Genomic DNA, 22,364 nt, shown 5'->3' on the forward strand with positions numbered 1-22,364 from the left:
TCACCTTTGAAGATGTGGACCTCTCAAACTCAGTAAAGAAGGTTTAACACTAAATCGCTGCCTTTTTAATCCTGACAAATGATCAGTAACCCGCATCGGCGGGTTTTTTATTGCCCGGAGTTTACATGTCAGTATCGCCTCAATCGTTGGCCGGCGGTGAACAGCAGGCCATGAAGGTGCTGTCAGACACCATCTTCTCCATGCTGCGCGTTTCGCTGCCCGGCATAATCGAATCCTTTGACCCCATCGCATGCACCTGCACCGTTCAGCCGGCGCTGAAGGGCCAGACCGCGGATGAGCTGGGAAACATGAAATCAGCGCCGCTTCCGCTGCTGGTGGATGTGCCAGTGGTTTTCCCGCGTGGCGGTGGCTGCACGATTACTTTCCCGGTGAAAGCGGGAGATGAATGCCTGGTAGTTTTCTCCGATCGCTGCATCGATTTCTGGTGGCAAAGCGGCGGCGTGCAGGAGACTGTCGATCCGCGCCAGCATGATTTGTCAGACGCCTTCGCAATTGTTGGCCCGCAGTCTCAGGCTAACGTCATCAGTAACATCAGCACCACCACGCTGCAGATGCGTACCGATGACGGCTTTGCTTATATCGAGCTGGACCCGAACAGCCACGCCATAAACATTGTGGCGCCGGGCGGATTAGACGTGAAAGCGCCGCTGTCCGAATTTAGTAATGCGGTCAAAGTGAATGGCCTGTTTACGTGGTTGGGCGGCATGGTTGGCAGTCTGGCAACCGGAACCGCGGCGAAGATTACCGGCGCTATCCAGTTCCTCGGCACGCTCACATCCAACGGCAAAGATATCAGCGACCAGCATACGCATAACGGCGTGCAAACTGGCAGCGGCAATTCCGGCAAGGTGAACTGATGCGATACAGACGCGAAGATGACGACGGTGATTACACCTTCGGGCAGGGTGATGATACCTGGCTGATTAACTCGCCTGAAGCAGTGGCGCAGGCGGTTAAAACACGATTCCTGCTCTGGTATGGGCAATGGTTTCTCGATACCACTGCTGGCACACCGTGGATTCAGTCGGTACTTGGCAAGCAAAAGCCTGAGACCTATAACCTCGCCATTCGCCAGCACATCCTCGAAACGCCGGGCGTCAATTCCCTCCTGGCCTTCAATACCGATCTGAATACCACCACTCGCCGCGTAATTTTTACCGCGACGATAGACACCATCTACGGAACGACGACCGTTACAAGCGAGGCATAATGGCTCTTGATCTCGACACGCTGGGGCTCTCCGCTACGGTGACTGCCTCGGGGATTAGTGCGCCTGATTATCAGACGATACTCTCCACCATTACCGGCTATTTTCAGCAAATTTATGGCTCAGATGCCTACCTCGATCCGGACAGCAAAGACGGACAGATGGTCGCTCTGGTGGCGCTGGCTATCAACGATGCCAACAACACTGCAGTTCAGGTGTACAACTCGTTTTCACCTTCAACGGCAATGTCTGATGCTCTCACGCGAAATGTGAAAATTAACGGCATCGCGCGCAAAGCCGCCACCAATTCAACTGTTGACCTGTTGCTTACCGGAACAGCTGGAACCACCATCACAAATGGTTCGGTTAAAGATGCCAACGGCATTATCTGGAACCTACCTGCCAGTGTGACAATCGAGCCAGGCGGTACCGTAATCGCAACGGCGATCTGCGCGACCTCTGGCGCAGTTGCAGCAGTGATTGGCTCTGTTAACCAGATCAATACGCCGACGCGGGGCTGGACGGCGGTTACGAACGCCAACGCGGCCACTGTTGGCACCGCTGTTGAGAAGGATTCTGATCTGCGCATCAGGCAAGGGCAAAGCGTGGCGCTGCCGTCATTGACGCCGTTCGATGCTGTTGATGGCGCGCTGGCAAACGTAGATGGCGTTACACGTCATAAGCTCTACGAGAATGATACCGGGTCCGTGGATGAAAATGGGCTGCCGGCGCACTCTATTTCCGCAATAGTCGACGGCGGAGATGCGACCGTCATTGCTCAGACCATTCGTAGCAAAAAGGGACAGGGCGTTGCCACTTACGGCACTACGTCGGTCACTGTGCCGGACAAATACGACAATCCGCACGTCATAAGCTTTTACCGCTCCACTGACGTGCCGATTTATGTCGCGCTTTCCCTGAAGGTGTTCACCGGATATACCACGCAAATCGGAGAACAGATCAAACAGGCGATCGCTGACTATATTAACGGGCTGCTTATCGGCGATGATGTTCTGCTTAGCCGACTTTACTCCCCGGCGAACCTCGGCGTGGTGAGCGGCGGTAACGCCAGGTATTACGACATCACCGAGTTGCAGATCGGTAAAAGCGCTGGTGCAGTGGTCCCGGCCAATATAGTCATCGCCTTCAACGAATCAGCGTCCTGCAATATCGCCAACATAGCGCTGACGGTGACCTCATGAGCAAATACACCGAACTGATCACCAACTATCACGCTGGTAAACCCCGTTTCGTCGCGCATGTAGACCTTTCAACTCGCCCGCTTACCGATGCATCAACTGCGCTTCAGGGGCTGATCACCGCGTTTGATATCGACAGCGCGGTTGGTGCGCAACTGGACATTCTCGGAGAGTGGATCGGACGAACTCGCATCGTCAGCCAGCCTATCAGCGGCGTCTACTTCTCGTTTGATACGGACGGCCTCGGCTGGGATCAGGGAATATGGCAAGGGCCTTATGATCCTGATGCTGGCTACACGAGTCTTAGCGATGACACATACCGCATCGTGCTAAAGGCGAAAATAGCGATCAACAACTGGAACGGGCAAAACGATACGCTGCCGCCAATCCTTGAGACCGCGCTGGAAGGTTCAGGCCTGAAAATGCAGATCGTCGACAATCAGGACATGACCATCTCTGTGTGGGTGTTTCCGGAAGAAGACATCAGCCAGGTCTCGCTGGAACTCATCGCTGCCATTCGTCAGGGATATCTAACCGTTAAAGCGGCCGGCGTCTGGGCTGGCGACATTCAGACACCTTCAATCGAAACACCATCTGTCGGAAACCGGTTTTTTGGCTTCGATATGGACAACGAATTTATCGCCGGATTTGATGATGGCGCATGGGAGAAAACACTCTAATGGCAACTAACAACTTCAAACCGTTTTCAACGGGGAGTAACGCAAACGTAATTCCTCAGGCAGATTATGAGGCGCTGGATGCTCTGATAAATGGATTCCAGGCGGGCAAGGCATCATCGGCTCAGATTAATAAGGCATTACGACAGTCAACGTTTGTCGCCGCGGCTCTGGCGCAGTTTCTTGTTAATAAAAACGGTACTGACGTATTAGATAACGGTGATTTGAATGGGTTTGTGACGCTGCTGGGAAATGCCTTTGCTAAAACTTACCTTTCACGATCCAATCCCTTTGCAGACATAAAAGCCGACGGCACAGCGGCAATAATTGCAGCGCTGGCTAATCTCGGGCTTGATACGGCATTGGCTGGGAAAGCAGCTTTAACTGGAAGCACCAACCAAAAGTTCTGGGTGCTTTCTGCCCCTGGTGACAATAATGCAGCCGTACCGGTGTCTCTTTTGAACTCTGGCTTAAACCAAAAAGCAGGTTTAAACGGGGATTCTAACCAGACTTTTTATGTGCAGACTAATGAAGGTGCTACAGCTGCAGTCAACAATACTCGACTAGGAAACGTGCTGGGCGGCTTTGCTTATCGAGGCGGTGATGCGTCTCAGGGTTTTGCGGTTGCAGGTGGAACGAATGCTAATAGCGCTATTGCTTACGGGCAGTTCCAGTCAGGAACTAACGGGAATGGAGCTTGGACAAAGCTCCCTGGAGGTGGGCAGTGGTGCCGTCAGAACCTCAATCTGGCAGCTAATGCCACAACCACATGGACATTCCCTGCTGGCTTCGTAGCCGCTCCAGCCGTGTTCATCACGGCGATCAATGGTGCGTTTCAATGCTGGCTTAATGGTATTGGCGCAAATAACTGTGGCATTTATAACAATGGCGCAGCACTAAACGTAAACCTTCTGGCAGTGTGGTAATTGAAAATGACAGGTGAAAACATTGAAGTTCAGGCAAAAGAAGAGATTGCACCTTTTTCTATTCGATATTTTGTTCAGACTGACAGCGATGGTTACGTTACCGGAATGATGGTGGCGGTGAGCGAACAGGAGGCGGAGGGGTATGTTTCTGCACAACTTCAGGAAGTGAGTGAAGATGTCTTCAAGTCGATTGGTCAGGATTCAAAATTTGTAGATGGGAAGGTTGTACAAGGAGAGCCAAAGCCAGTTGTTCTTACTGTTGAAAATGCGAAGGCCATAAAATCAGCGCTTTTAGCTGAGGCTAACACAAATACTCAACCATGGCAGACTCAGTTGCTCCTCGGCATCATAAGTGAAGAAGATAAGATATCCCTTATAAACTGGATGATGTATTACAAGAAGGTTCAGGAGATTGATGCATCAGTAGCACCTAACATAAGTTGGCCTGATAAACCTTAATTTGAGGCTCCATAGAGGAGCCTTGTAAACGAATAATCATTCTAGTCAATTAGACAAGCAAACTAAGAGTGATTCTTTACCTTCAACCAAGCGAGTTTCGTTTTTAAACTTACCACACTGCTCAATCTCATCGTCAGTTGGCGATGAGATATTCAGATTTTCATTTGTCAGGAAGTAGATGAGCCCATTCAAAGCCCAAGAGTCGACGTTTATGGCATTGTCATTTACAATAACGATCCTGTTCGCCTTAATTCTGCTGCTCTTAACCAAGTTGTACGACTTTATCGCTAATAAAGCATCTTTCTTTTGTGCCATTTCCGTCTGATAAAGATAGCTATTAGAAGAGATAAGGCCAAGAAAAATAGCTATTGAAAGCAATATTGCCTTAAGTCTAACCATCGATTCATTGTAAAATAAAATCATGACAGATGAGTAAAGAAACGAAATGGAAAATAGTGCTCGGGGGGTTGGGTCCCACACCTTCAGTAAAGCCAGAGGCATTAAAATAGCTGTAAGTAAAAGAAAAGGAATTAAAACTAAAGATGCAGTTAGTCTATTTGATTTAAATAAATAAGTTGCGATGTAAAGTGCCGAAGCAACTGATAAGACCATTCCAAATTGCTTTGGAATTACCCACCAATTTTTATAAAAAAAACTAGGGAGGAAAGAAAATATTTCACGCATGCGCAGCAGTGGATCTTCAACTAATCCAGCTCTTGAATCCCAGTGGTTTTCACCAAGCATATTTTTTGTTAATTTATAGAGGATGGCATAAGCAATTAAACCCACAATGATAGGATAAGCTGCCTTGAAGTTGCTAAAGGTTAACAACTTATGCTCTACAATGTAGACCCGAATAACTGAGTAGATTATTATTACAATAAAGGCGGATTGATAATTCCCGCAAATTAGAAGCACAAAAAAAGAGGCAGTTAGAGCAGGTTTGGTATCGTGTGTTTTTATGAAATTATCAAATAAAATCATATAACCAACAATGCAAATCATACAAAGAGCAAAACAAACGACAGCAAGGTGATATACAGCCATCATGCTGAAAGTTGGGTGGCTAACAATCACACCCGAAAGTAAACATGAAATAAATAAAGAAGCCCTTTTTTCTAATAAAAAAAACACTAAGAAAGATGATGCAAGAGATGTTGAAATAAAAAATAGCGGTGTGAATATAGGGCTTGAGGATACAATATTGATGTCAATATAGTTAAAAAATCCAGTAATGACCGCTTGTATAAATCGACCTTGATTGAGATAGAATGACATAGGCATCTTTTGAGAGGCCAATAAAAAATCATCTGGCATGTAAACGCCATATATGCTCCTTGAACTACCGAGCATCATTACCACGAAACTAAAGAAAACCATAAATGCGAGTGACTTTTCACGGCCTACGTCATCAATTTTCAATGCCATTAATTTACTAAACATCAACATTATTCCCTTTGGATTTTTTCAATAAATATCTCGGTCTTCTTTTTGTCTCAATATAAATTCGACCTATATACTCTCCAAGCACGCCAATGCCTATCAACTGCACGCCACCAATAAATAGTATTGATACCAAAATTGAAGGGTATCCATGCACCGGGTTTCCGAACACGAGCGTATCGAAAATCATCCATGCACCATAAAGGAATGATAAAGCAGCGACGAACAAACCTATATAGGTCCATATACGCAAGGGGAAAGTCGAGAAGCTGGTAATACCTTCCAGCGCCAAATTCCATAGCTTCCAGCCGTTAAATTTTGAAGTGCCCGCCACGCGCTCTGCTCTGGTGTATTCGACAACCTCAACACGCCCACCAACCCATGAAAGAATTCCTTTCATAAATAGATTGCGCTCTGGCATCAACTTTATTTGCTCAACCGTCTCGCGAGACAACAGGCGAAAATCACCCACATTTTCCTCTATGGAGGGCGAGCTTATCTTGTTATGCAGCCGGTAGAACCATTCAGCAGTTTTTCGCTTGAGGTGCCCATCAGAGCTTCTGTCTGTTCGCTTAGCTAAAACAACGTCAGCACCAGCCTCCCATCGTGCTATAAGCAGAGGGATTACTTGAATTGGATCCTGCAGGTCAACGTCAATTGGAATAACTACATCGCCCGTAGCATGCTCAAGACCCGCAAATAGGGCTGGTTCTTTGCCAAAGTTGCGAGTGAAACTTATCGCTTTTACATTATCATCAGAAACTGTAAGGGCGTTGATTATTCCTTCCGTGCCATCCTTGCTACCATCGTTAACGAAAACTAACTCGACTTTGTAATCAGTTAGTTCACTGCGCACTGCCTGGTAGAAAATAGGGATGGCTGCATCTTCATTAAATACAGGCACGACTAGTGATATCTTCATTTTCTTTCCCTGAAGACGATGAATTTTGAGTAAAGGAAACCGCACGCCAGACTTACAGCAGAAAACACAACAAGCGTTGCGACGGGTGGTGTATGCATCCGGTCGGCATACGAGCCAATCATTACGGCAATTAAGCCCATAAAGAAGACGTACATCATGTAACGGATAGTTGTTGCTTCTGCATTAAAAGTCCATTTAGCGTTTGCGAAAAAGGAGAAGGTGACGGCTACGCAAAATGCGACGAAGTTAGACAGCGATTGTGGCAGGCCTCGCTCAAGACAAATCGCAAATGTAATCCAATGAATTAGCGTATTGAACACACCTACAGCTGCATATCGTAAAAAAAGTTTAAATCTCATCAAGTACCCTTATTCTTTCTTTCCCTGTACCAGTCATACTCCCCCCAAACCCAAACCGCGCAAACTAATAAAAAAAGACCGTTGAAATACCAAACGTTTTTTTCAGTAAAAATAGTTAGCGCGCAAATTATACCGCTTACACGGGTAAGTATGCGGTAAAAATTCTGAGTGCTCATTTGCTTAGATTCCGTAAGTAAAGCTAACTGATGATCCTAAGATTTGTCCGGAATTTGTCAATGGATAAAATATAAAAGCTTTAAAATGACAGGTAAAAAGCCCGCTACTGGCTGCATGCAGGTTGACAGGGTTGCTAAGGTTTCGCCTGGCGATTTGTCGCGTTCCAGTGGGAGGGGAACCCCATGTTTGGAAAGTGGTACCCGAAGCACCTGATGACGGAAGACGGTTTGATAGAGGGGGAGCAACTGGAGGATGTAATTGTTCTTGGCGCGGTGACGGTGGAAGTGTTGACGCTTGATGAAAACTGGCGGCCGAAGATTTGAAAATGACCTGTAATATATAGTTTCAATTGGACACAAACAGAAAAGCCCCAGACCGAGATCTGAGGCTTTTCTGTTTGGATCCAAATGCGCGTGTATTTCACGTGCATTCTTTTTTCTATATCTGGTCCACATACTGTCTGGTCAGTGTCCTTAAATAGCTGTTTTCACTGCTATTATCCGGTCGTGGTCCTATCAAAAGTGGTGGAGCTGGCGGGAGTTGAACCCGCGTCCGAAATTCCTACATCCTCAGTACTACATGCTTAGTCAGTCTTTACATTCGCCTGGCAGCTGCGGACAGACACGCCACTGACAGACTATCCTGATTAGATTTAACGCTTCAACCCCAGGCAAGGCATCCACGCGATCTCTTTTGGGTTTGACCTCTCTTGATCCCCGTCCTAAGAGCGGAGGCTAGGGAGAGAGGGCTCTAAGCAGGTTATTAAGCTGCTAGTGCGTAGTTTTCGTCGTTTGCGACTATTTTTTTGCGGTTTTTTAGCGAGGCCTACCGCACCTCGGCATGCACCTTGGGTTTCGCAAATCCCGTCGAATCCAGAATCAGCCCCAGGAACCAACTACTCTAGCAAAAATCTTTAAAACTATCCAGTGATTAGCGGTTGCGATTTTTCATGATGCGCGCTTTATCGAGCTTCCACTCGCGCTCTTTAATATCGTCGCGCTTGTCATGCTCTTTCTTACCGCGCGCAACGCCAATCTTCAGCTTGCACCAGGCGTTCTTCCAGTAAAGCGACAGCGCAACAACGGTATAGCCTTCGCGATTTACGCGGCCATAGAGCGAGTCAAGTTCACGCTGGTTAAGCAGCAGCTTACGGTTGCGCGTCGGATCGCAGACAACGTGCGTAGAGGCCACGGCTAGCGGCTGGAAGGTTGAGCCGAACAGATAAGCTTCGCCATCGCGCAGCAGAATATAGCTGTCGCTAATGTTGGCTTTACCCGCACGGAGCGATTTGACTTCCCATCCTTGTAGCGACAATCCCGCTTCGAACTCCTCTTCAATGAAGTATTCATGACGGGCGCGTTTGTTAAGGGCAATAGTGGCAGAACCGGGTTTATGTACTTTTTTCTTTGTCATAGTGCGGCGTATTTTACATCACTTAGGCGGCCATCGCACCCCTTGTCCAGCGGGGCACCGGGAAACGGGATATTCTAGCACACCTCTCAATGCGGGGAATTTTTGTTTGATCGCTGGAAATGCTACAATTCAGCGGTTTTGTGATGAACAGGAACCATTATGGCTCAGATTAGTCGTTCAGCGCTGGTGCCCTTCAGCGCTGAGCAAATGTACCAACTGGTCAACGACGTGGATGCCTATCCACAGTTTTTGCCGGGCTGTACCGGCAGTCGCGTGCTGGAATCCTCTGAAAATCAGATGACGGCCTCGGTAGACGTCTCAAAAGCGGGCATCAGTAAGACATTCACCACGCGCAACACGCTTACCGACAATCAGCGCATCCATATGCAGCTGGTTGACGGGCCGTTCCGCAAGCTTACCGGCGGATGGCAGTTTATCTCGCTGGGCGACGATGCCTGCAAGGTTGAGCTTAGCCTCGACTTTGAGTTCACCAATATGCTGGTGGAAATGGCGTTCGGCCGCATCTTTAAAGAGCTGGCCAACAGCATGGTGCAGGCCTTCACTCAGCGCGCCAAAGAGGTCTACAGTGCCTGAGATCTCCGTTGAGGTGGTTTACGCGCTGCCGGAGAAACAGTATCAGCGCGTCGTCACGCTGGAAGAGGGAAGCACTGTCGAGCAGGCGATCGTCGCATCCGGCCTGCTTGAGCTGCGCCGCGATATCGACCTCAGCCAAAACAAGGTGGGCGTTTTTAGCCGTACGGTAAAGCTGAGCGATACGCTGCAGGAAGGCGACAGGGTGGAGATCTACCGTCCGCTGATCGCCGATCCCAAAGAGCTGCGGCGGCAGCGCGCTGAACGTTCAGCCGGCGGGAAAAAGTAACGCCGGTCAGTACCGGCCTGCCAGAAAAGCAAAAGGCGCCAGCGGCGCCTTTTTTGTTGCGTATTCAATCAGTCCTGCGATGCGGTCAGGTTCGGCTTGTTGTCGATATTGGTCAAGATGCCGTTGCTGTCGAAGGTAAGGGTCAGCGTCTGCTGCTTCACCTTTTCATGACCTGGCTCCTGACGGAACACGTAATACCAGACGTTGCTGCCAAAGGGATCGCGCATCATCGGCGTTCCAAGCGTATAGGCGACCTGCTGCTGGGTCATGCCGTTGTGGATTTTCGCCACATCGTTGGCGACCAGGTAGTTGCCCTGGTTGATATCTGGGCGGTAAACCACGCGCTCAAGGGTGGAGCATCCGGCGGTCATCATCAACATTACCACTGCCGCGGCAGTCAGCGTTTTACAGCGCATCTCTACATTCCTTTTCTGGGGCCAAACGCCTTTTTCTCAGGCTGTTTTTTTGCCATCAAATTCTGAACTCTGCCTGCGGCAGGCTTTATTATTCAGGCGACATAAGTAGCCGATGATAATAAACCTTTTCGCTATTGGAAACCTCTACATCGACAGAGCAAGCATATGACCACGCAGCGGGAAGAAAGTGCGGCTGTTACGCCGCTAAAAGTTCTTTTGCGTTAGCGAGGGTATTACGCGTGACCTCGCTGCCGCCCAGCAGACGCGCCAGCTCCTGCAGGCGCGCGCGCTTGTCCAGCGCCTGCATATGGGTTTCGGTCATGGCACCATCGGTCTCTTTGCTGACAAAGAAGTGCTGATGGCCACAGCCCGCCACCTGCGGCAGGTGGGTAACGCACATTACCTGGGTCGATTCGCCCAGCTGGCGCAGCAAGCGTCCCACTACGGCGGCGGTCGGGCCGCTGATGCCGACGTCCACTTCGTCGAAGATCATCGCCGGGGTTTCCATCTTCTTCGCGGTAATCACCTGAATCGCCAGCGCAATACGCGACAGCTCACCGCCGGACGCGACTTTACCCAGCGGCTGCAGAGGCTGGCCTGGGTTGGTGGTTACCTGGAAGTCGATACGCGTCGCGCCATCCGCCGTGAGGTGATCGGGGTTGAAGGCCAGCGCGATAGTGAAACGACCGTGCGGCATGGATAGCTGATGCATGCTCTGGGTGATCAGCTGTTCCAGTTCAGCACCATATTGCTGGCGCTGCTGATGCAGACGCTCCGCGCTGCGCAGCGCGGCTTGATAGTGTTCACTCACTAACGCCTGCAAGCTCTCCTGATCGCTCTCCTGCTGCGAAAGCAGCTCCGCCTCCGTCAGCAGCTGCTGATGCAGCTCCGCCAGCCCTTCCGGTGCGACGTGATGCTTGCGCGCCAGCGCAATATAGCGGGAGATACGCTGCTCCAGCTCATAGAGACGGTTGGGATCGAGATCGAGCCGGTCAACGTAGTGACGCAGCTCGTCGCTCGCCTCGCTGAGCTGAATCGCCGCTTCTTCCAGCATATTGAGCACGCCGCTCAGCTTGTCATCCAGGGTGACAACCTCGGTCACCATCTGACGAGCGGTGTAGAGCAGGCTGTTGAGGTTGCTGTCGTCACCGTCGGCGAGCAGCTGCAGCGCCTGCTGGCTGGTAGAGAGAAGCTGTCCGCTGTTGGCGAGGCGCTTGTACTCCTCGTCAATCTGCTCGTACTCGTTCGCCTGCGGCGCGAAATCGTTGAGTTCTTTCAGCTGATACTGCAGCAGCTCGCGGCGCGCCTCGCGCTCCTGCGACAGCTGCTGATGCTGCGCCAGATTGCGGCAGCTCTGATGCCATGCCTGATAGTCGCTGCGCATCTGTCGCAGCAGCTCGTCATGGCCGGCGTAGGCGTCAAGCAAGTGTTTCTGGTGGTCAGGCTTGAGCAGCAGCTGGTGCGCGTGCTGGCCGTGGATCTGAATCAGCAGCTGACCCAGATCGCGCAGCTGCGACAGCGGCACCGCCGTGCCGTTGATAAAGCCGCGCGAGCGGCCATCGGCGCTGATAACGCGACGCAGCAGACACTCGTTGCCGTCATCCAGCTGATTCTCTTCCAGCCAGCGCTGCGCAGAGGGGGAGGACTTAAGGTTAAAGCGGGCGCAGAGGTCGGCGCGGGCGGCGCCCTGACGCACCATATCCGCTTCAGCGCGGCCGCCGAGGCACAGACCGAGCGCGTCAATAGCAATAGACTTACCCGCGCCGGTTTCACCGGTAATCGCCGTCATACCGCGTTGGAAATCAATGTCGAGCTCACGAACGATAGCGAAATTACTGATGGTCAGCTGTGCCAGCATAGAATCACCTGTATGGAAAAACAGATATGGTTTTTCATACAGTATAAACTGGTTTTTTATCCAGTAAAGAGGGCGCGCTGAAATTAAAACAATTTTTTCGACCAGCCCAGCTTGGAACTCAGCGTATTGAAATAGCTGTAGTTTTTAGGATGAATCAGGTTGAGGTGGTTCTCGCTGCGGCGAATTAAGACATCTTCTCCTTCCTGAATCGGCAGGGCGATCTGGCTGTCGCAGCTGATCTCAAGATCGCTGCGGCGCGAAGAAAAGCGCAGTCGGATGGTGCTGCTGCTGTTGATCACCAGCGGGCGCGCCGACAGGGTGTGCGGGAACATCGGCACCAGCGCGATGGCGTCGAGCGAAGGGGTTAAAATCGGGCCGCCCGCCGACAGCGAGTAGGCGGTCGAGCCGGTCGGCGTCGAGATAATCAGGCCGTCGGAACGCTGCGAGAAGGCGAACACCTCGTCGATATAGACCTCGAACTCGATCATATGCGCCACTTTGCCGGGATGGAGCACCACCTCATTAATGGCCAGGCCGAGACGCGGCGAGCACGCCTCTTTACAGACGCGCGCCTCCAGCAGAAAGCGGCTTTCGACAAAATAGTTTCCCTGCAGCACCTCATCCAGCTGCTGCTGCGCGTTATCAGGATCGAGGTCGGTGAGAAAGCCGAGGTTGCCGCGGTTAATGCCGATCACCTTGATGTCGTAGCGTGCCAGCACGCGCGCCGCGCCGAGCATATTGCCGTCGCCGCCGACCACAACGGCCAGGTCCGCCTGCTGTCCAATCTCCGCCAGCGTGCCGGTCTGGGCATCCTGTAGGTTGAGCTCCTGCGCGATCTGCTTCTCAATAATCACTTGATAACCTTTGGACGTCAGCCAGCGCCACAGCATCTCATGCGTGGTGAGAGCGGTAGGGTGACGCGGATGGCCTACAATACCAATGCAGTTAAAGTGTTTGTTCATTTGGTGGGTCTTTCCTCATAAGCCAAAACGGCAAGGCAATGTGATGGGTTCCCTTGAAACCGTCAAACCGATCCCCATAATAAGCGGACTGGCGAGATGAATGTGCAAAACGCGGAGAAATTCATGAGTAGTAAAGAACAGAACACCCCAAACGAGCAAGTCTCAGACGAAATTCAACAGGATCAGCAGCAACCTCAGGAAGCGGAGACGGCAGTAGAGGTGGATCCGCGTGATGAGCGTATTGCGCAGCTGGAAGCTGAACTGGCGCAGCTGCAGACCGGCGTTCGCGACGCTCAGCTGCGCGCGCAGGCGGAAGTGGAAAATATCCGCCGTCGCACCGAAATTGACGTAGAAAAAGCGCATAAGTTCGCGCTGGAAAAATTCGCCAATGAGCTGCTGCCGGTTATCGACAGCCTTGAGCGCGCGCTGGAAGTTGCGGACAAAGAGAACCCGGAGCTGGCATCAATGATTGAAGGGATCGAGCTGACCCTGAAATCGCTGCTGGGCGCGGTACGCAAGTTCGGCGTTGAAGTCGTGGGCGATACCAACGTGCCGTTTAACCCGGAAATTCATCAGGCGATGTCGATGATGGAGTCGGACGACGTGGCCCCTAACCATGTGATGATGGTGATGCAGCGCGGCTATACGCTGAACGGTCGCCTGCTGCGCCCGGCGATGGTTGCGGTCGCCAAAGCGAAAAGCTAAGCATTACAAAAGAAGTCAGACGGCCGCACGGTGATGCGGCCGTTTTTATTGGTGGCTCAGCTGGCAGGCAGCTGCGGCATCCAGTCGATCGGTTTCTCGCCTGCCTGCGTCAGCAGGTCGTTGGCCTGTGCGAAGTGGCCGCAGCCAAAGAAGCCGCGATGGGCAGAAAGCGGTGACGGATGCGGCGCCTGCAAAACGTGATGGCGCTGTCGGTCAATAATGCTGCCTTTCTTCTGCGCGTGCGAGCCCCAGAGCAAAAACACCACCCCTTCGCGATGCGCATTAATTGCGGCGATAACGTTATCGGTAAAGGTTTCCCAGCCGAAGCGCGCATGGGAATGCGCCTTGCCCGCTTCCACGGTCAGCACCGTATTCAGCAGCATTACGCCCTGTTTCGCCCAGCTTTCGAGAAAGCCGTGTTGTGGACGCTTAAAGTCGGGAAACTCCTGCTCCAGCTCCTTATACATATTCTGCAAAGAGGGCGGCACCGGCACGCCGGGCAGTACCGAAAAGGCCAGACCGTGCGCCTGATTCGGGCCGTGATAGGGATCCTGGCCGAGGATCACCACCTTGACGTCACCCAGCTCTGTCAGGCGAAACGCATTAAAGACATCTTTTTGCGGCGGATAAACCGTCACGCCAGCCGCCCGCTCGTTGGCTACCAGTTTCAGGGTTTCGGTAAAGTAGGGCTTCTCTTTCTCTTCGGCCAGCTCGTCGTGCCAGGTCAGTTTATCCGTCATGGTCTGCTCCCTTATAGATCGATGCCGTTAGCTTAACGGTTCACCGCACCAGGTTGAAGGTAAAAAATATTTGAAATTTACAAAATATTTTTTAGTTAAAAATTTATCTGAATCAATTAATTGAAATTAGCAGTGAAAAGTGCGGTTGTGAAAATTGACTAAGGTCAAAACTTCCGCGAGAAGCGAGTGTTATATCAGGGCGATATTGATTTACCTACCGCGCCAGGCAGGATGGCGCCATGTTCTGGAGAACTGATTATGATCACTGGCATTCAAATTACTCAAACCAATAACCCCGATTTGATGAACTCTTTCTGGCTGATCGACGACGAAAAAGCGGAAGCGCGCTGCCTGTGCGCAAAAGCGGGTTATGAAGAAGATCAGGTTGTAGCCGTTAGCGAGCTGGGCGAATTCGCCTGGCGCGAAGTGCCGGTGGAGATGAAGCCGCAGGTGCGTATCGAAGGGGGTCAGCACCTGAACGTTAACGTGCTGCGCCGTGAAACGCTGGAAGATGCGGTTAAGCATCCTGAGAAATATCCGCAGCTGACGATTCGCGTTTCAGGTTATGCGGTGCGCTTTAACGCGCTGACGCCGGAACAGCAGCGCGACGTGATAACTCGTACCTTCACTGAAAGCCTGTAACAGGGCAACGTTGAGCGCGTGCAGAAAAATCACCCACGTCGCTGTCAAAGGCAGGTTATTAATAACGCGTAAGATTTTTATTTTTCAGCACAGGCGGCGTGAGGAGAACCTGAGACTTAAGGCGTTAGCCTTATACCACTGACAATAATCGCCGTTTTGCCCGCTTAACTAAAAAAAATCGCCTCGATTGAGGCGATTTTTTTATTGTGGTGCTGATTTATTCCGCATCGCCGCTGGCTGGCGCGGCAGCGCTTGGCTTGCGGCGTTTGCCCACGTTTTTAGTGTCGCGATGACGTTTCTTCACGCGCGGCTTTTCCGCTTCGCTCTCTTTTTTCTCTTTGCGTTTCGCCAGCGCCTTTTTCGACGGTTTTCCAGTGGTTTTAGCACTTGGCGCGCGCGTCACCGGACGCAGTTCGTCGACCACGCGCGGTTTCAGCGGCTCGTTCAGATAGCGGCTGATTTTGCCGAGCAGCAGATGGTCGTGCGCCTCTACCAGCGACAGCGCGGTGCCTTTACGTCCGGCGCGTGCGGTACGGCCGATGCGGTGCAGATAGGTATCGGCGGTGCGCGGCATATCGTAGTTAAAGACGTGGCTCACATCCTCGATATCGATACCGCGCGCGGCAACGTCGGTCGCCACCAGCACGTTGACGCGGCCGTCGGTGATGCGTTTGATCGCCTCGGTGCGTTTAGCCTGCACCATTTCGCCTTCCAGATAGCAGCAGCGGATTCCCGCATCGTGCAGCCACTGCACCAGCTCGTGCAGACGCTCGCGCTTGCGCACGAAGACGATGGAGCGCGTCACGTCCGGCTGCTTCAGCAGATGAACCAGCAGTTTGGTTTTATGCTCCAGATCGTCGGCGCGGTAGTACCACTGCTGGATCTTTTTACGCTCGCGACGGCTGGGATCGGCTTCCACTTCAACCGGATCGTTAAGCAGACGCTCGGCAAAATCTTTAATCGCGTTGCCTTCCAGCGTGGCAGAGAAGAGCATGGTTTGCTTGCGCCAGCGGGTTTCGCCCGCAATGGTTTCGATATCCTGCGCGAAGCCCAGATCCAGCATGCGGTCCGCTTCGTCGAGGATCAGGGTTTCAACGGCGCGGCAGTCGAAGTTTTCTTCTTTAATGTACTGAAGCAGACGACCGGTGGTCGCCACCACCACATCCTGGTTTTCGCTGAACACTTCCGCGTGGTTCATATACGCCACGCCGCCGGTAATGGTGGCGATATCGAGATGGGTATGTTTCGCCAGCTCGCGCGCGTGATCGGCGACCTGCATCGCCAGTTCGCGGGTAGGGGTCAGGATCAGGATGCGCGGCGGCCCCGATTTCTTGCGCGGAAAATCGATCAGGTGCTGCAGTACCGGCAACAGGTACGCGGCGGTTTTCCCGGTGCCGGTAGGCGCCGAACCCAGAACGTCGCGGCCCTCCAGCGCGGGCGGGATCGCCTCGGCCTGAATGGCGGTAGGGCGAGTAAAGCCTTTATCCTGCAGGGCTTTCAGCAGGCTTTCGTCGAGTTCGAGTTCGGAGAATGTGGTTACTGTCATGGTCTACCTCAGTTTGGGGCGCTGATTATAGACAGATCGCACGCAATCTTCATCTGTTAATCCGCGCCGGCCAGCCCATTACGTGTATTCCTCACGCCGTCACGTTACACTGAAGCGCTGCCGCACGGCAGGAAAAAAGGTAATGGTTGCAGAGTATGACGCAGGAAAAGCCGCATGTGCGGCCGGTATTAAAAAGAAACGGTTTCACCTTCAAACAATTCTTTGTGGCGCACGACCGCTGCGCCATGAAAGTCGGCACCGATGCCATTTTGCTGGGCGCCTGGGCGCCGGTAGCCAATGCGCGCCGGGTGCTCGATATCGGCAGCGGCAGCGGGCTTATCGCCCTGATGCTGGCGCAGCGCACGGCTGATACGGTGCCTGTCGACGCGGTCGAGCTGGATGTTGCCGCCGCGCAGCAGGCGCAGGAGAATGTGGCGCAGTCGCCGTGGGCGGCGCGCATTCGCGTCCATCAGCAGGATATTGCCGCTTTCGCCGACAGCTGCCAGCAGCGCTATTCGCTGATCGTCAGCAATCCCCCCTATTATCCACCCGACGTCGCCTGCGCCACGCCAGCGCGCGACGCGGCCCGCTCGACGGCGACGCTGGATCATGCCAGCCTGCTGCGCTACGCCGCGCGTTTAATCGACGAAGAGGGTTTCTTCTGCGTCGTGCTGCCGGAAGCGATAGGGCAATCAACGATCGCGCTTGCGCAGGCGTCAGGCTGGCATCTGCGTTTTCGCATCGACGTGGCGGAATATGCGCACCGGCCGCCGCATCGCGTGCTGCTCGGCTTCTCCCCCAGCGCGGGGGAAACGCTGCTGGAGCGCATGGCAATCCGCAATCAGGATACGCGCTACTCGGAAGCCTGGTGCAGCCTGACCCGCGACTTTTATCTTTTTATGTAGGAAGGCGTTAAGATCGTTGGCTTAGCGTCGGGCAGCATATCGGGATAGTCGCGGGTAAAATGGAGCCCGCGGCTCTCTTTGCGCTCCAGCGCGCAGCGCACCATCAGTTCGGCGACCTGCGTCAGGTTGCGCAGCTCCAGCAGGTCGCTGGAGAGACGAAAATGGGCGTAGTATTCGTCGATCTCCTGCTGCAGCAGACTGATGCGGCGCAGCGCGCGCTCCAGCCTGCGCGTGGTGCGCACAATCCCCATGTAATCCCACATAAACAGCCGCAGCTCGTGCCAGTTATGCTGGATCACTACGCGCTCGTCCGCATCGTCAACGCGGCTCTCATCCCAGGGGGGCAGCTGGTCAGGCGCGGCTCTTTGCGGCAGCCCCTGAATCAGATCTTCCGCAGCCGACCAGCCGTAAACCAGGCACTCCAGCAGCGAGTTAGAGGCCATGCGGTTGGCGCCGTGCAGGCCGGTATAGCTCACTTCGCCGATAGCGTAGAGCCCGTCGATGTCCGTGCGCCCGCGCGCATCCACCATAACGCCACCGCAGGTATAGTGCGCGGCGGGCACGATGGGAATGCGATCCCGCGTCAGGTCGAGGCCGAACGTCAGCAGCTTTTCATAAATCGTCGGGAAGTGTTCGCGGATAAACGCTGCCGGCTGGTGGCTGATATCCAGGTAGACGCAGTCGACGCCGAGCCGTTTCATCTCATGGTCGATGGCGCGCGCCACGATATCGCGCGGCGCCAGTTCGGCGCGCGCGTCAAAGTCGGGCATAAAGCGGCTGCCGTCGGGCCGCAGCAGCCAGGCACCTTCGCCGCGCAGCGCTTCGGTGAGCAGAAAGCTGCGCGCCTCGGGATGAAACAGCGACGTTGGATGGAACTGGTTGAATTCCAGATTGGCGACGCGGCAGCCGGCGCGCCACGCCATCGCGATACCGTCGCCGGAGGCGACGTCGGGATTGGTGGTGTATTGATAGACCTTTGCCGCGCCGCCGGTTGCCAGCACCACCGCGCGGGCGCTGCAGGTTTCCACCTGCTCGCGGTTGCGGTTCCATATCCAGGCACCGACGGCGCGGCGCGGGCCTGGCAGGCCCAGCTTGTCCGACAGGATCAGATCGACCGCGTTGCTGCGCTCCAGAATATGAATGCGGGGATGGCTCAGGGCCTGGCTCACCAGCGTGGTTTCAACCGCGCGCCCCGTGGCGTCGGCGCTGTGAAGAATGCGTCGGTGGCTGTGGCCCCCCTCGCGCGTCAGATGATAGGGCATATCGCCTGCCGCCTGCGGATCGCGATCGAAGGCGACGCCGTTATCAATCAGCCACTGCACGCAGTGGCGCGCGTTGCTGGCGACGAACGAAACCGCCTCGCTCTCGCACAGACCGGCGCCGGCAATCAGCGTATCCTCCACATGAGATTCGATACTGTCGGTCTCATCAAAGACTGCGGCGATGCCGCCCTGCGCGTAAAGCGTTGAGCCTTCGCTGACCTGCGCTTTGCTCAGTACCAGCACGTCATAATGTGCCGCCAGCCGCAGTGCCAGCGACAAACCCGCCGCGCCGCTGCCGATGATTAAAATATCGCACTGATAATCGGGGGAGAGTGAATGTGCCATGGTGTTTAATTTACTAAACAAGGGTGGCTTGAGAATAGGCGTTTCCCGTTCTGTTGTGAAGTATTTTAAACGCGCAGGCGCTTGCCTTAGATCAATTAACCGGCGGATATACGTAAAAACAAACAGTTAAAGAAAAAGCCAAATAAGATGTGTTTTTTATATAAAACGCGGCGCCCGGACAGGATTTAAAGATGAAAAAGCCTCTGTCATAGGGTACTCTGCCTGCGATTCTGCGTTGATAGCCGCAGTCTGGATTACACTGTCTTGAGAATGAAAAACAAATGACAGCGCGTCTGGAAGAGTCATCATCAGCGCGTTAAGTGAACTTTTTGCCGCACCACGACTCTAAGCGGATGCTTGCTCAGAACCATGAAGATGTGCTGGCAGTTCCTTTACGCATTTAAAAGAATTTGGGGAGACATTACCTCGGATGAGCGAGCAGTTAACGGATCAGGTACTCGTAGAGCGGGTGCAGAAGGGAGATCAGAAGTCATTTAACCTCCTGGTTATTCGCTACCAGCATAAAGTGGCGAGCCTGGTTTCCCGCTACGTCCCGTCGGGAGACGTGCCTGATGTCGTGCAGGAGTCCTTTATCAAAGCGTATCGCGCGCTGGAATCCTTTCGCGGCGATAGCGCGTTCTATACCTGGCTTTATCGTATCGCGGTCAATACCGCCAAAAATTATCTGGTTGCTCAGGGGCGTCGCCCGCCATCCAGCGATGTGGATGCGATCGATGCAGAAAATTTCGAAAGTGCTGGCGCGTTAAAAGAAATTTCGAACCCTGAGAACTTAATGTTGTCAGACGAACTGAAACAAATTGTCTTTCGTACCATTGAGGCACTCCCTGAAGATCTGCGTATGGCGATTACGCTCAGGGAACTGGACGGACTGAGCTACGAAGAGATCGCCGCCATTATGGATTGCCCGGTCGGTACAGTGCGTTCACGTATCTTCCGTGCGCGAGAGGCCATTGATAATAAAGTTCAACCGCTTATCCAACGTCAGTGATAACGGCTACTGGAAGGGTACTTAGGCATGCAGAAAGAACAACTTTCCGCTTTGATGGATGGCGAGGCGCTCGATAACGCGCTGCTGTCAGCACTATCTCAGGATGCAGAGCTGCAACAGCGCTGGAAAAGCTATCATCTTATCCGCGACACCATGCGCGGGGATGTAGGCGATGTGCTGCACTTCGATATCTCTGCGCGCGTCGCGGCGGCCCTTGAACAAGAGCCAGCCCGTAAGGTTACGCCGCTGATTGTTGAATCTCAGCCTGAACCGGCCAGCGTGGCTAAGATGCCTTTCTGGCGCAAAATGCGCCCCTGGGCGGCACAGCTGACGCAGGTTGGCGTGGCGGCGTGCGTATCGCTGGCGGTAATCGTCGGCGTACAGCACTACAACCAGCCGAGCGGCACCTCCGCCGAACCTTCTGATTCGCCAGTGTTTAATACGCTGCCGATGATGGGCAAGGCATCGCCGGTCAGCCTGGGCGTGCCGTCTGACGCCTTTGACACCAGTGGTGCTAACCAGCAGGTTCAGGAGCAGCGCCGTCGCGTTAACGCGATGCTGCAGGATTATGAACTGCAGCGCCGTCTGCACTCCGATCGCCTGCAGTTTGAAACCAACGCCCCGCAGCAGGCGCAGGCGGACGTTCCCGGTAATCAGACCTTAGGTACGCAACAGCAGTAATGAAGCAGCTTTGGTGCGCCGTTAGCCTGCTGGCAGGCAGCCTGCTTTGGTCATCTACCGCCCCGGCGCAAACCTCCGCGTCCGGGGCGTTGTTACAGCAGATGGAGCAGGCAAGCCAGACCCTCAACTACGAATTCGCTTATATCAACGTCTCGCGCATCGGCATCGAGTCGCTGCGTTATCGTCACGCGGTGATCGATAATCGCGTCTATGCGCAGCTGCTGCAGATGGACGGCCCGCGTCGTGAAGTGATTCAGCGCGGCGGCGATATCAGCTATTTCGAACCCGGGCTCGATCCTTTCTCTTTGCCCGGTCAAAACATCATTGACGCCTTGCCGTCGCCCATCTTTGCTGACTTCTCTCAGCTCGCCAGCGCCTGGGATTTTATCCCGGTGGGGCGTTCGCGCATCGCCGATCAGCTCTGCGAGGTGATCCGCATCGTCTCGCGCGACGGTACGCGCTATAGCTATGTGGTGTGGCTCGACGTCGACACGAAACTGCCGCTGCGCATCGATCTGCTGGATCGCGACGGTGAAACGCTGGAGCAGTTCCGCGTCATTAGCTTCGCGGTTGACGAAGGCGTGCGCAATCTTATGCAGGGACTGCAAAAAGCTAATCTGCCGCCGTCGCTTTCGGTGCCGGAAGGCGAGAAGGTGACGCTGGGCTGGCAGCCAGGCTGGGTGCCTGCGGGCATGAAGCTGGTATCGCAAAGCCGACGCGACATTCCGGCAATGAATAAAACCGTTGAGTCGCGCCTCTACAGCGACGGCCTGTTCAGCTTCGCCATCAATATTACTCCGGCCGATAAAAGCAGCGTCACGCAGACGTTGCGCACAGGACGTCGTACGGTACAGACCGAAGTGCGCAATAATAGCGAAATCACCGTCGTGGGCGAACTACCACCCGCCACGGCAAAACGCATAGCGGACAGTATTGATTTGGGGTCGCAACGATGATGAGAGAGTGGGCCACGGTGGTGGCATGGCGTGACGGCATTGCCACGCTGCATACAGAGGCGAAAACCTCCTGCAACAGCTGCTCGGCGCGTAAAGGCTGCGGCAGCCATATGCTTAACAAACTGGGGCCGAAAGATGCGCACGTAATGGAGATTGTCAGCGCGACGCCGCTGCAGCCTGGCCAGCGCGTTGAGCTTGGCATCAAAGAGAGCAGCCTGCTCGGTTCGGCGCTGCTGGTCTATATGACGCCGCTGTTTGGGCTGTTTCTGCTGGCTAGCCTGTTCCAGGCGCTGTTTCACAGCGATCTGGCGGCGGCCTGCGGCGCGCTGCTCGGCGGCATCGGCGGCTTTATCGTCGCCAAAGGCGTGTCGATGAAAGTAGGCGATCGCGCTGCTTTTCAGCCCATCATTCTGAACGTTGCGCTTCCACCTGACGCCCTGCGCGTGGAAAGCGAAGCGTAATCCTCTGCAGGCCGCGTATATCGCGGCCTTTTAGCGCCTGTTTCTCGCCAAAAAGTGTTGTGATTCCGCTACGTTCCATTCTTTTATGCGCGGCCTTAACAGTGTAATATGCGTCGTCATTAATGAGGCTGACAGGATTGTAGGTAAAGAGCGATCTTCCTGAATGTGTCTGTGCTCAGGTTCTCAACTGTTT

26 protein-coding genes and 1 other RNA gene are annotated in these 22,364 nt (G+C 53.6%); 16 read left to right on the forward strand and 11 right to left on the reverse strand.

Annotation, left to right across the window (positions count from 1 at the left end; genetic code table 11):
- The first annotated feature begins 125 nt into the window (after positions 1-125).
- The 6 genes from LB453_RS07110 to LB453_RS07135 are packed head-to-tail and all read left to right on the forward strand — an operon-like array spanning position 126 to position 4,489.
- Positions 126-878, forward strand: coding sequence for a Gp138 family membrane-puncturing spike protein (locus LB453_RS07110; RefSeq protein ID WP_224481675.1), 753 nt, complete (start codon positions 126-128; stop codon positions 876-878).
- Entirely contained in the window at positions 878-1,231 is a 354-nt protein-coding gene (locus tag LB453_RS07115; protein WP_224481676.1) for a hypothetical protein, read from the forward strand. The genes LB453_RS07110 and LB453_RS07115 overlap by 1 nt, the downstream gene beginning before the upstream one ends.
- Entirely contained in the window at positions 1,231-2,430 is a 1,200-nt protein-coding gene (locus LB453_RS07120) for a baseplate J/gp47 family protein (RefSeq protein WP_224481677.1), read from the forward strand. The genes LB453_RS07115 and LB453_RS07120 overlap by 1 nt, the downstream gene beginning before the upstream one ends.
- Entirely contained in the window at positions 2,427-3,107 is a 681-nt protein-coding gene (locus LB453_RS07125) for a DUF2612 domain-containing protein (protein ID WP_224481678.1), read from the forward strand. Before LB453_RS07120 ends, LB453_RS07125 begins: the two co-directional genes overlap by 4 nt.
- Entirely contained in the window at positions 3,107-4,030 is a 924-nt protein-coding gene (locus LB453_RS23410; RefSeq protein ID WP_053092197.1) for a hypothetical protein, read from the forward strand. Before LB453_RS07125 ends, LB453_RS23410 begins: the two co-directional genes overlap by 1 nt.
- Before the next feature lie 6 nt (positions 4,031-4,036).
- On the forward strand, positions 4,037-4,489 hold the full coding sequence (locus tag LB453_RS07135; RefSeq protein WP_224481764.1) for a tail fiber assembly protein: 453 nt from the start codon (positions 4,037-4,039) through the stop codon (positions 4,487-4,489).
- Positions 4,490-4,534: 45 nt separating this feature from the next.
- On the opposite strand, the gene LB453_RS07140 is transcribed toward LB453_RS07135, so the two are convergent.
- The 3 genes from LB453_RS07140 to LB453_RS07150 are packed head-to-tail and all read right to left on the reverse strand — an operon-like array spanning position 4,535 to position 7,213.
- On the reverse strand, positions 4,535-5,932 hold the full coding sequence (locus LB453_RS07140) for a glucosyltransferase domain-containing protein (protein ID WP_224481679.1): 1,398 nt from the start codon (positions 5,930-5,932) through the stop codon (positions 4,535-4,537).
- Positions 5,925-6,854, reverse strand: a complete 930-nt coding sequence (locus LB453_RS07145) for a glycosyltransferase family 2 protein (RefSeq protein ID WP_048784596.1) — start codon at positions 6,852-6,854, stop codon at positions 5,925-5,927. Before LB453_RS07145 ends, LB453_RS07140 begins: the two co-directional genes overlap by 8 nt.
- Positions 6,851-7,213 carry a GtrA family protein gene (locus tag LB453_RS07150; protein WP_193390089.1) on the reverse strand — a complete coding sequence of 121 codons (363 nt, stop codon included), beginning with the start codon at positions 7,211-7,213 and terminating at the stop codon, positions 6,851-6,853. Before LB453_RS07150 ends, LB453_RS07145 begins: the two co-directional genes overlap by 4 nt.
- A 359-nt stretch (positions 7,214-7,572) precedes the next feature.
- On the opposite strand from LB453_RS07150, the gene LB453_RS07155 reads away from it, so the two are divergent.
- Positions 7,573-7,713 (forward strand): hypothetical protein, encoded by a 141-nt coding sequence (locus LB453_RS07155; RefSeq protein WP_224481680.1) that lies wholly within the window; start codon positions 7,573-7,575, stop codon positions 7,711-7,713.
- Between the two features lie 199 nt (positions 7,714-7,912).
- Here the strand turns inward: LB453_RS07155 and ssrA are convergent.
- Positions 7,913-8,276: a transfer-messenger RNA gene (gene ssrA, locus LB453_RS07160) on the reverse strand.
- Between the two features lie 44 nt (positions 8,277-8,320).
- Entirely contained in the window at positions 8,321-8,803 is a 483-nt protein-coding gene (gene smpB / locus LB453_RS07165) for an SsrA-binding protein SmpB (protein WP_033754058.1), read from the reverse strand.
- 159 nt (positions 8,804-8,962) lie between these two features.
- Here smpB and LB453_RS07170 point away from each other — a divergent pair, with 159 nt between their 5' ends.
- Both LB453_RS07170 and LB453_RS07175 read left to right on the forward strand, forming a co-directional pair.
- A complete protein-coding gene (locus LB453_RS07170; RefSeq protein ID WP_033754055.1) occupies positions 8,963-9,397 on the forward strand; it encodes a type II toxin-antitoxin system RatA family toxin in 435 nt (144 codons plus the stop codon).
- Entirely contained in the window at positions 9,390-9,683 is a 294-nt protein-coding gene (locus LB453_RS07175; RefSeq protein WP_103794397.1) for an RnfH family protein, read from the forward strand. The genes LB453_RS07170 and LB453_RS07175 overlap by 8 nt, the downstream gene beginning before the upstream one ends.
- 68 nt (positions 9,684-9,751) lie before the next feature.
- On the opposite strand, the gene bamE is transcribed toward LB453_RS07175, so the two are convergent.
- The 3 genes from bamE to nadK form a co-directional block, all read right to left on the reverse strand.
- Complete coding sequence (gene bamE, locus LB453_RS07180; protein WP_103794396.1) at positions 9,752-10,099, reverse strand: outer membrane protein assembly factor BamE; 348 nt, start codon at positions 10,097-10,099, stop codon at positions 9,752-9,754.
- 196 nt (positions 10,100-10,295) lie between these two features.
- Positions 10,296-11,957, reverse strand: a complete 1,662-nt coding sequence (gene recN / locus LB453_RS07185; RefSeq protein WP_103794395.1) for a DNA repair protein RecN — start codon at positions 11,955-11,957, stop codon at positions 10,296-10,298.
- Between the two features lie 83 nt (positions 11,958-12,040).
- Positions 12,041-12,919 carry an NAD(+) kinase gene (gene nadK / locus LB453_RS07190; protein ID WP_103794394.1) on the reverse strand — a complete coding sequence of 293 codons (879 nt, stop codon included), beginning with the start codon at positions 12,917-12,919 and terminating at the stop codon, positions 12,041-12,043.
- A gap of 123 nt (positions 12,920-13,042) precedes the next feature.
- On the opposite strand from nadK, the gene grpE reads away from it, so the two are divergent.
- Positions 13,043-13,624, forward strand: a complete 582-nt coding sequence (grpE, locus tag LB453_RS07195) for a nucleotide exchange factor GrpE (RefSeq protein ID WP_033754166.1) — start codon at positions 13,043-13,045, stop codon at positions 13,622-13,624.
- Positions 13,625-13,680: 56 nt separating this feature from the next.
- Here grpE and ung read toward each other — a convergent pair whose 3' ends face one another.
- Positions 13,681-14,364 (reverse strand): uracil-DNA glycosylase, encoded by a 684-nt coding sequence (gene ung, locus LB453_RS07200; protein WP_103794393.1) that lies wholly within the window; start codon positions 14,362-14,364, stop codon positions 13,681-13,683.
- Between the two features lie 258 nt (positions 14,365-14,622).
- Here ung and grcA point away from each other — a divergent pair, with 258 nt between their 5' ends.
- Positions 14,623-15,006, forward strand: a complete 384-nt coding sequence (gene grcA, locus LB453_RS07205; protein WP_103794392.1) for an autonomous glycyl radical cofactor GrcA — start codon at positions 14,623-14,625, stop codon at positions 15,004-15,006.
- 217 nt (positions 15,007-15,223) lie between these two features.
- Here grcA and srmB read toward each other — a convergent pair whose 3' ends face one another.
- A complete protein-coding gene (gene srmB, locus LB453_RS07210; RefSeq protein ID WP_103794391.1) occupies positions 15,224-16,552 on the reverse strand; it encodes an ATP-dependent RNA helicase SrmB in 1,329 nt (442 codons plus the stop codon).
- Positions 16,553-16,707: 155 nt separating this feature from the next.
- On the opposite strand from srmB, the gene trmN reads away from it, so the two are divergent.
- Positions 16,708-17,457 carry a tRNA(1)(Val) (adenine(37)-N(6))-methyltransferase TrmN gene (gene trmN / locus LB453_RS07215; RefSeq protein WP_103794390.1) on the forward strand — a complete coding sequence of 250 codons (750 nt, stop codon included), beginning with the start codon at positions 16,708-16,710 and terminating at the stop codon, positions 17,455-17,457.
- Here trmN and nadB read toward each other — a convergent pair.
- Positions 17,442-19,064 (reverse strand): L-aspartate oxidase, encoded by a 1,623-nt coding sequence (gene nadB / locus LB453_RS07220; protein WP_103794389.1) that lies wholly within the window; start codon positions 19,062-19,064, stop codon positions 17,442-17,444. The genes trmN and nadB overlap by 16 nt on opposite strands.
- Before the next feature lie 430 nt (positions 19,065-19,494).
- Between nadB and rpoE the strand changes: the two genes are divergently transcribed.
- From rpoE to rseC, 4 genes are read left to right on the forward strand one after another with little or no spacing between them, the layout of a single operon-like run.
- Positions 19,495-20,073 (forward strand): RNA polymerase sigma factor RpoE, encoded by a 579-nt coding sequence (rpoE, locus tag LB453_RS07225; protein WP_010617748.1) that lies wholly within the window; start codon positions 19,495-19,497, stop codon positions 20,071-20,073.
- A 27-nt stretch (positions 20,074-20,100) separates the two neighbouring features.
- Complete coding sequence (gene rseA, locus LB453_RS07230) at positions 20,101-20,754, forward strand: anti-sigma-E factor RseA (RefSeq protein WP_103794388.1); 654 nt, start codon at positions 20,101-20,103, stop codon at positions 20,752-20,754.
- The gene (gene rseB / locus LB453_RS07235; protein WP_103794387.1) at positions 20,754-21,710 is read left to right on the forward strand and encodes a sigma-E factor regulatory protein RseB; all 957 of its coding nucleotides are present in this window, start codon (positions 20,754-20,756) and stop codon (positions 21,708-21,710) included. Before rseA ends, rseB begins: the two co-directional genes overlap by 1 nt.
- A complete protein-coding gene (gene rseC, locus LB453_RS07240) occupies positions 21,707-22,171 on the forward strand; it encodes a SoxR-reducing system protein RseC (RefSeq protein ID WP_103794386.1) in 465 nt (154 codons plus the stop codon). Before rseB ends, rseC begins: the two co-directional genes overlap by 4 nt.
- Positions 22,172-22,364 lie beyond the last annotated feature (193 nt).

The organism is Pantoea agglomerans (genome assembly GCF_020149765.1).
In the GTDB taxonomy this organism is placed as follows: Bacteria; Pseudomonadota; Gammaproteobacteria; order Enterobacterales; family Enterobacteriaceae; genus Pantoea; species Pantoea alvi.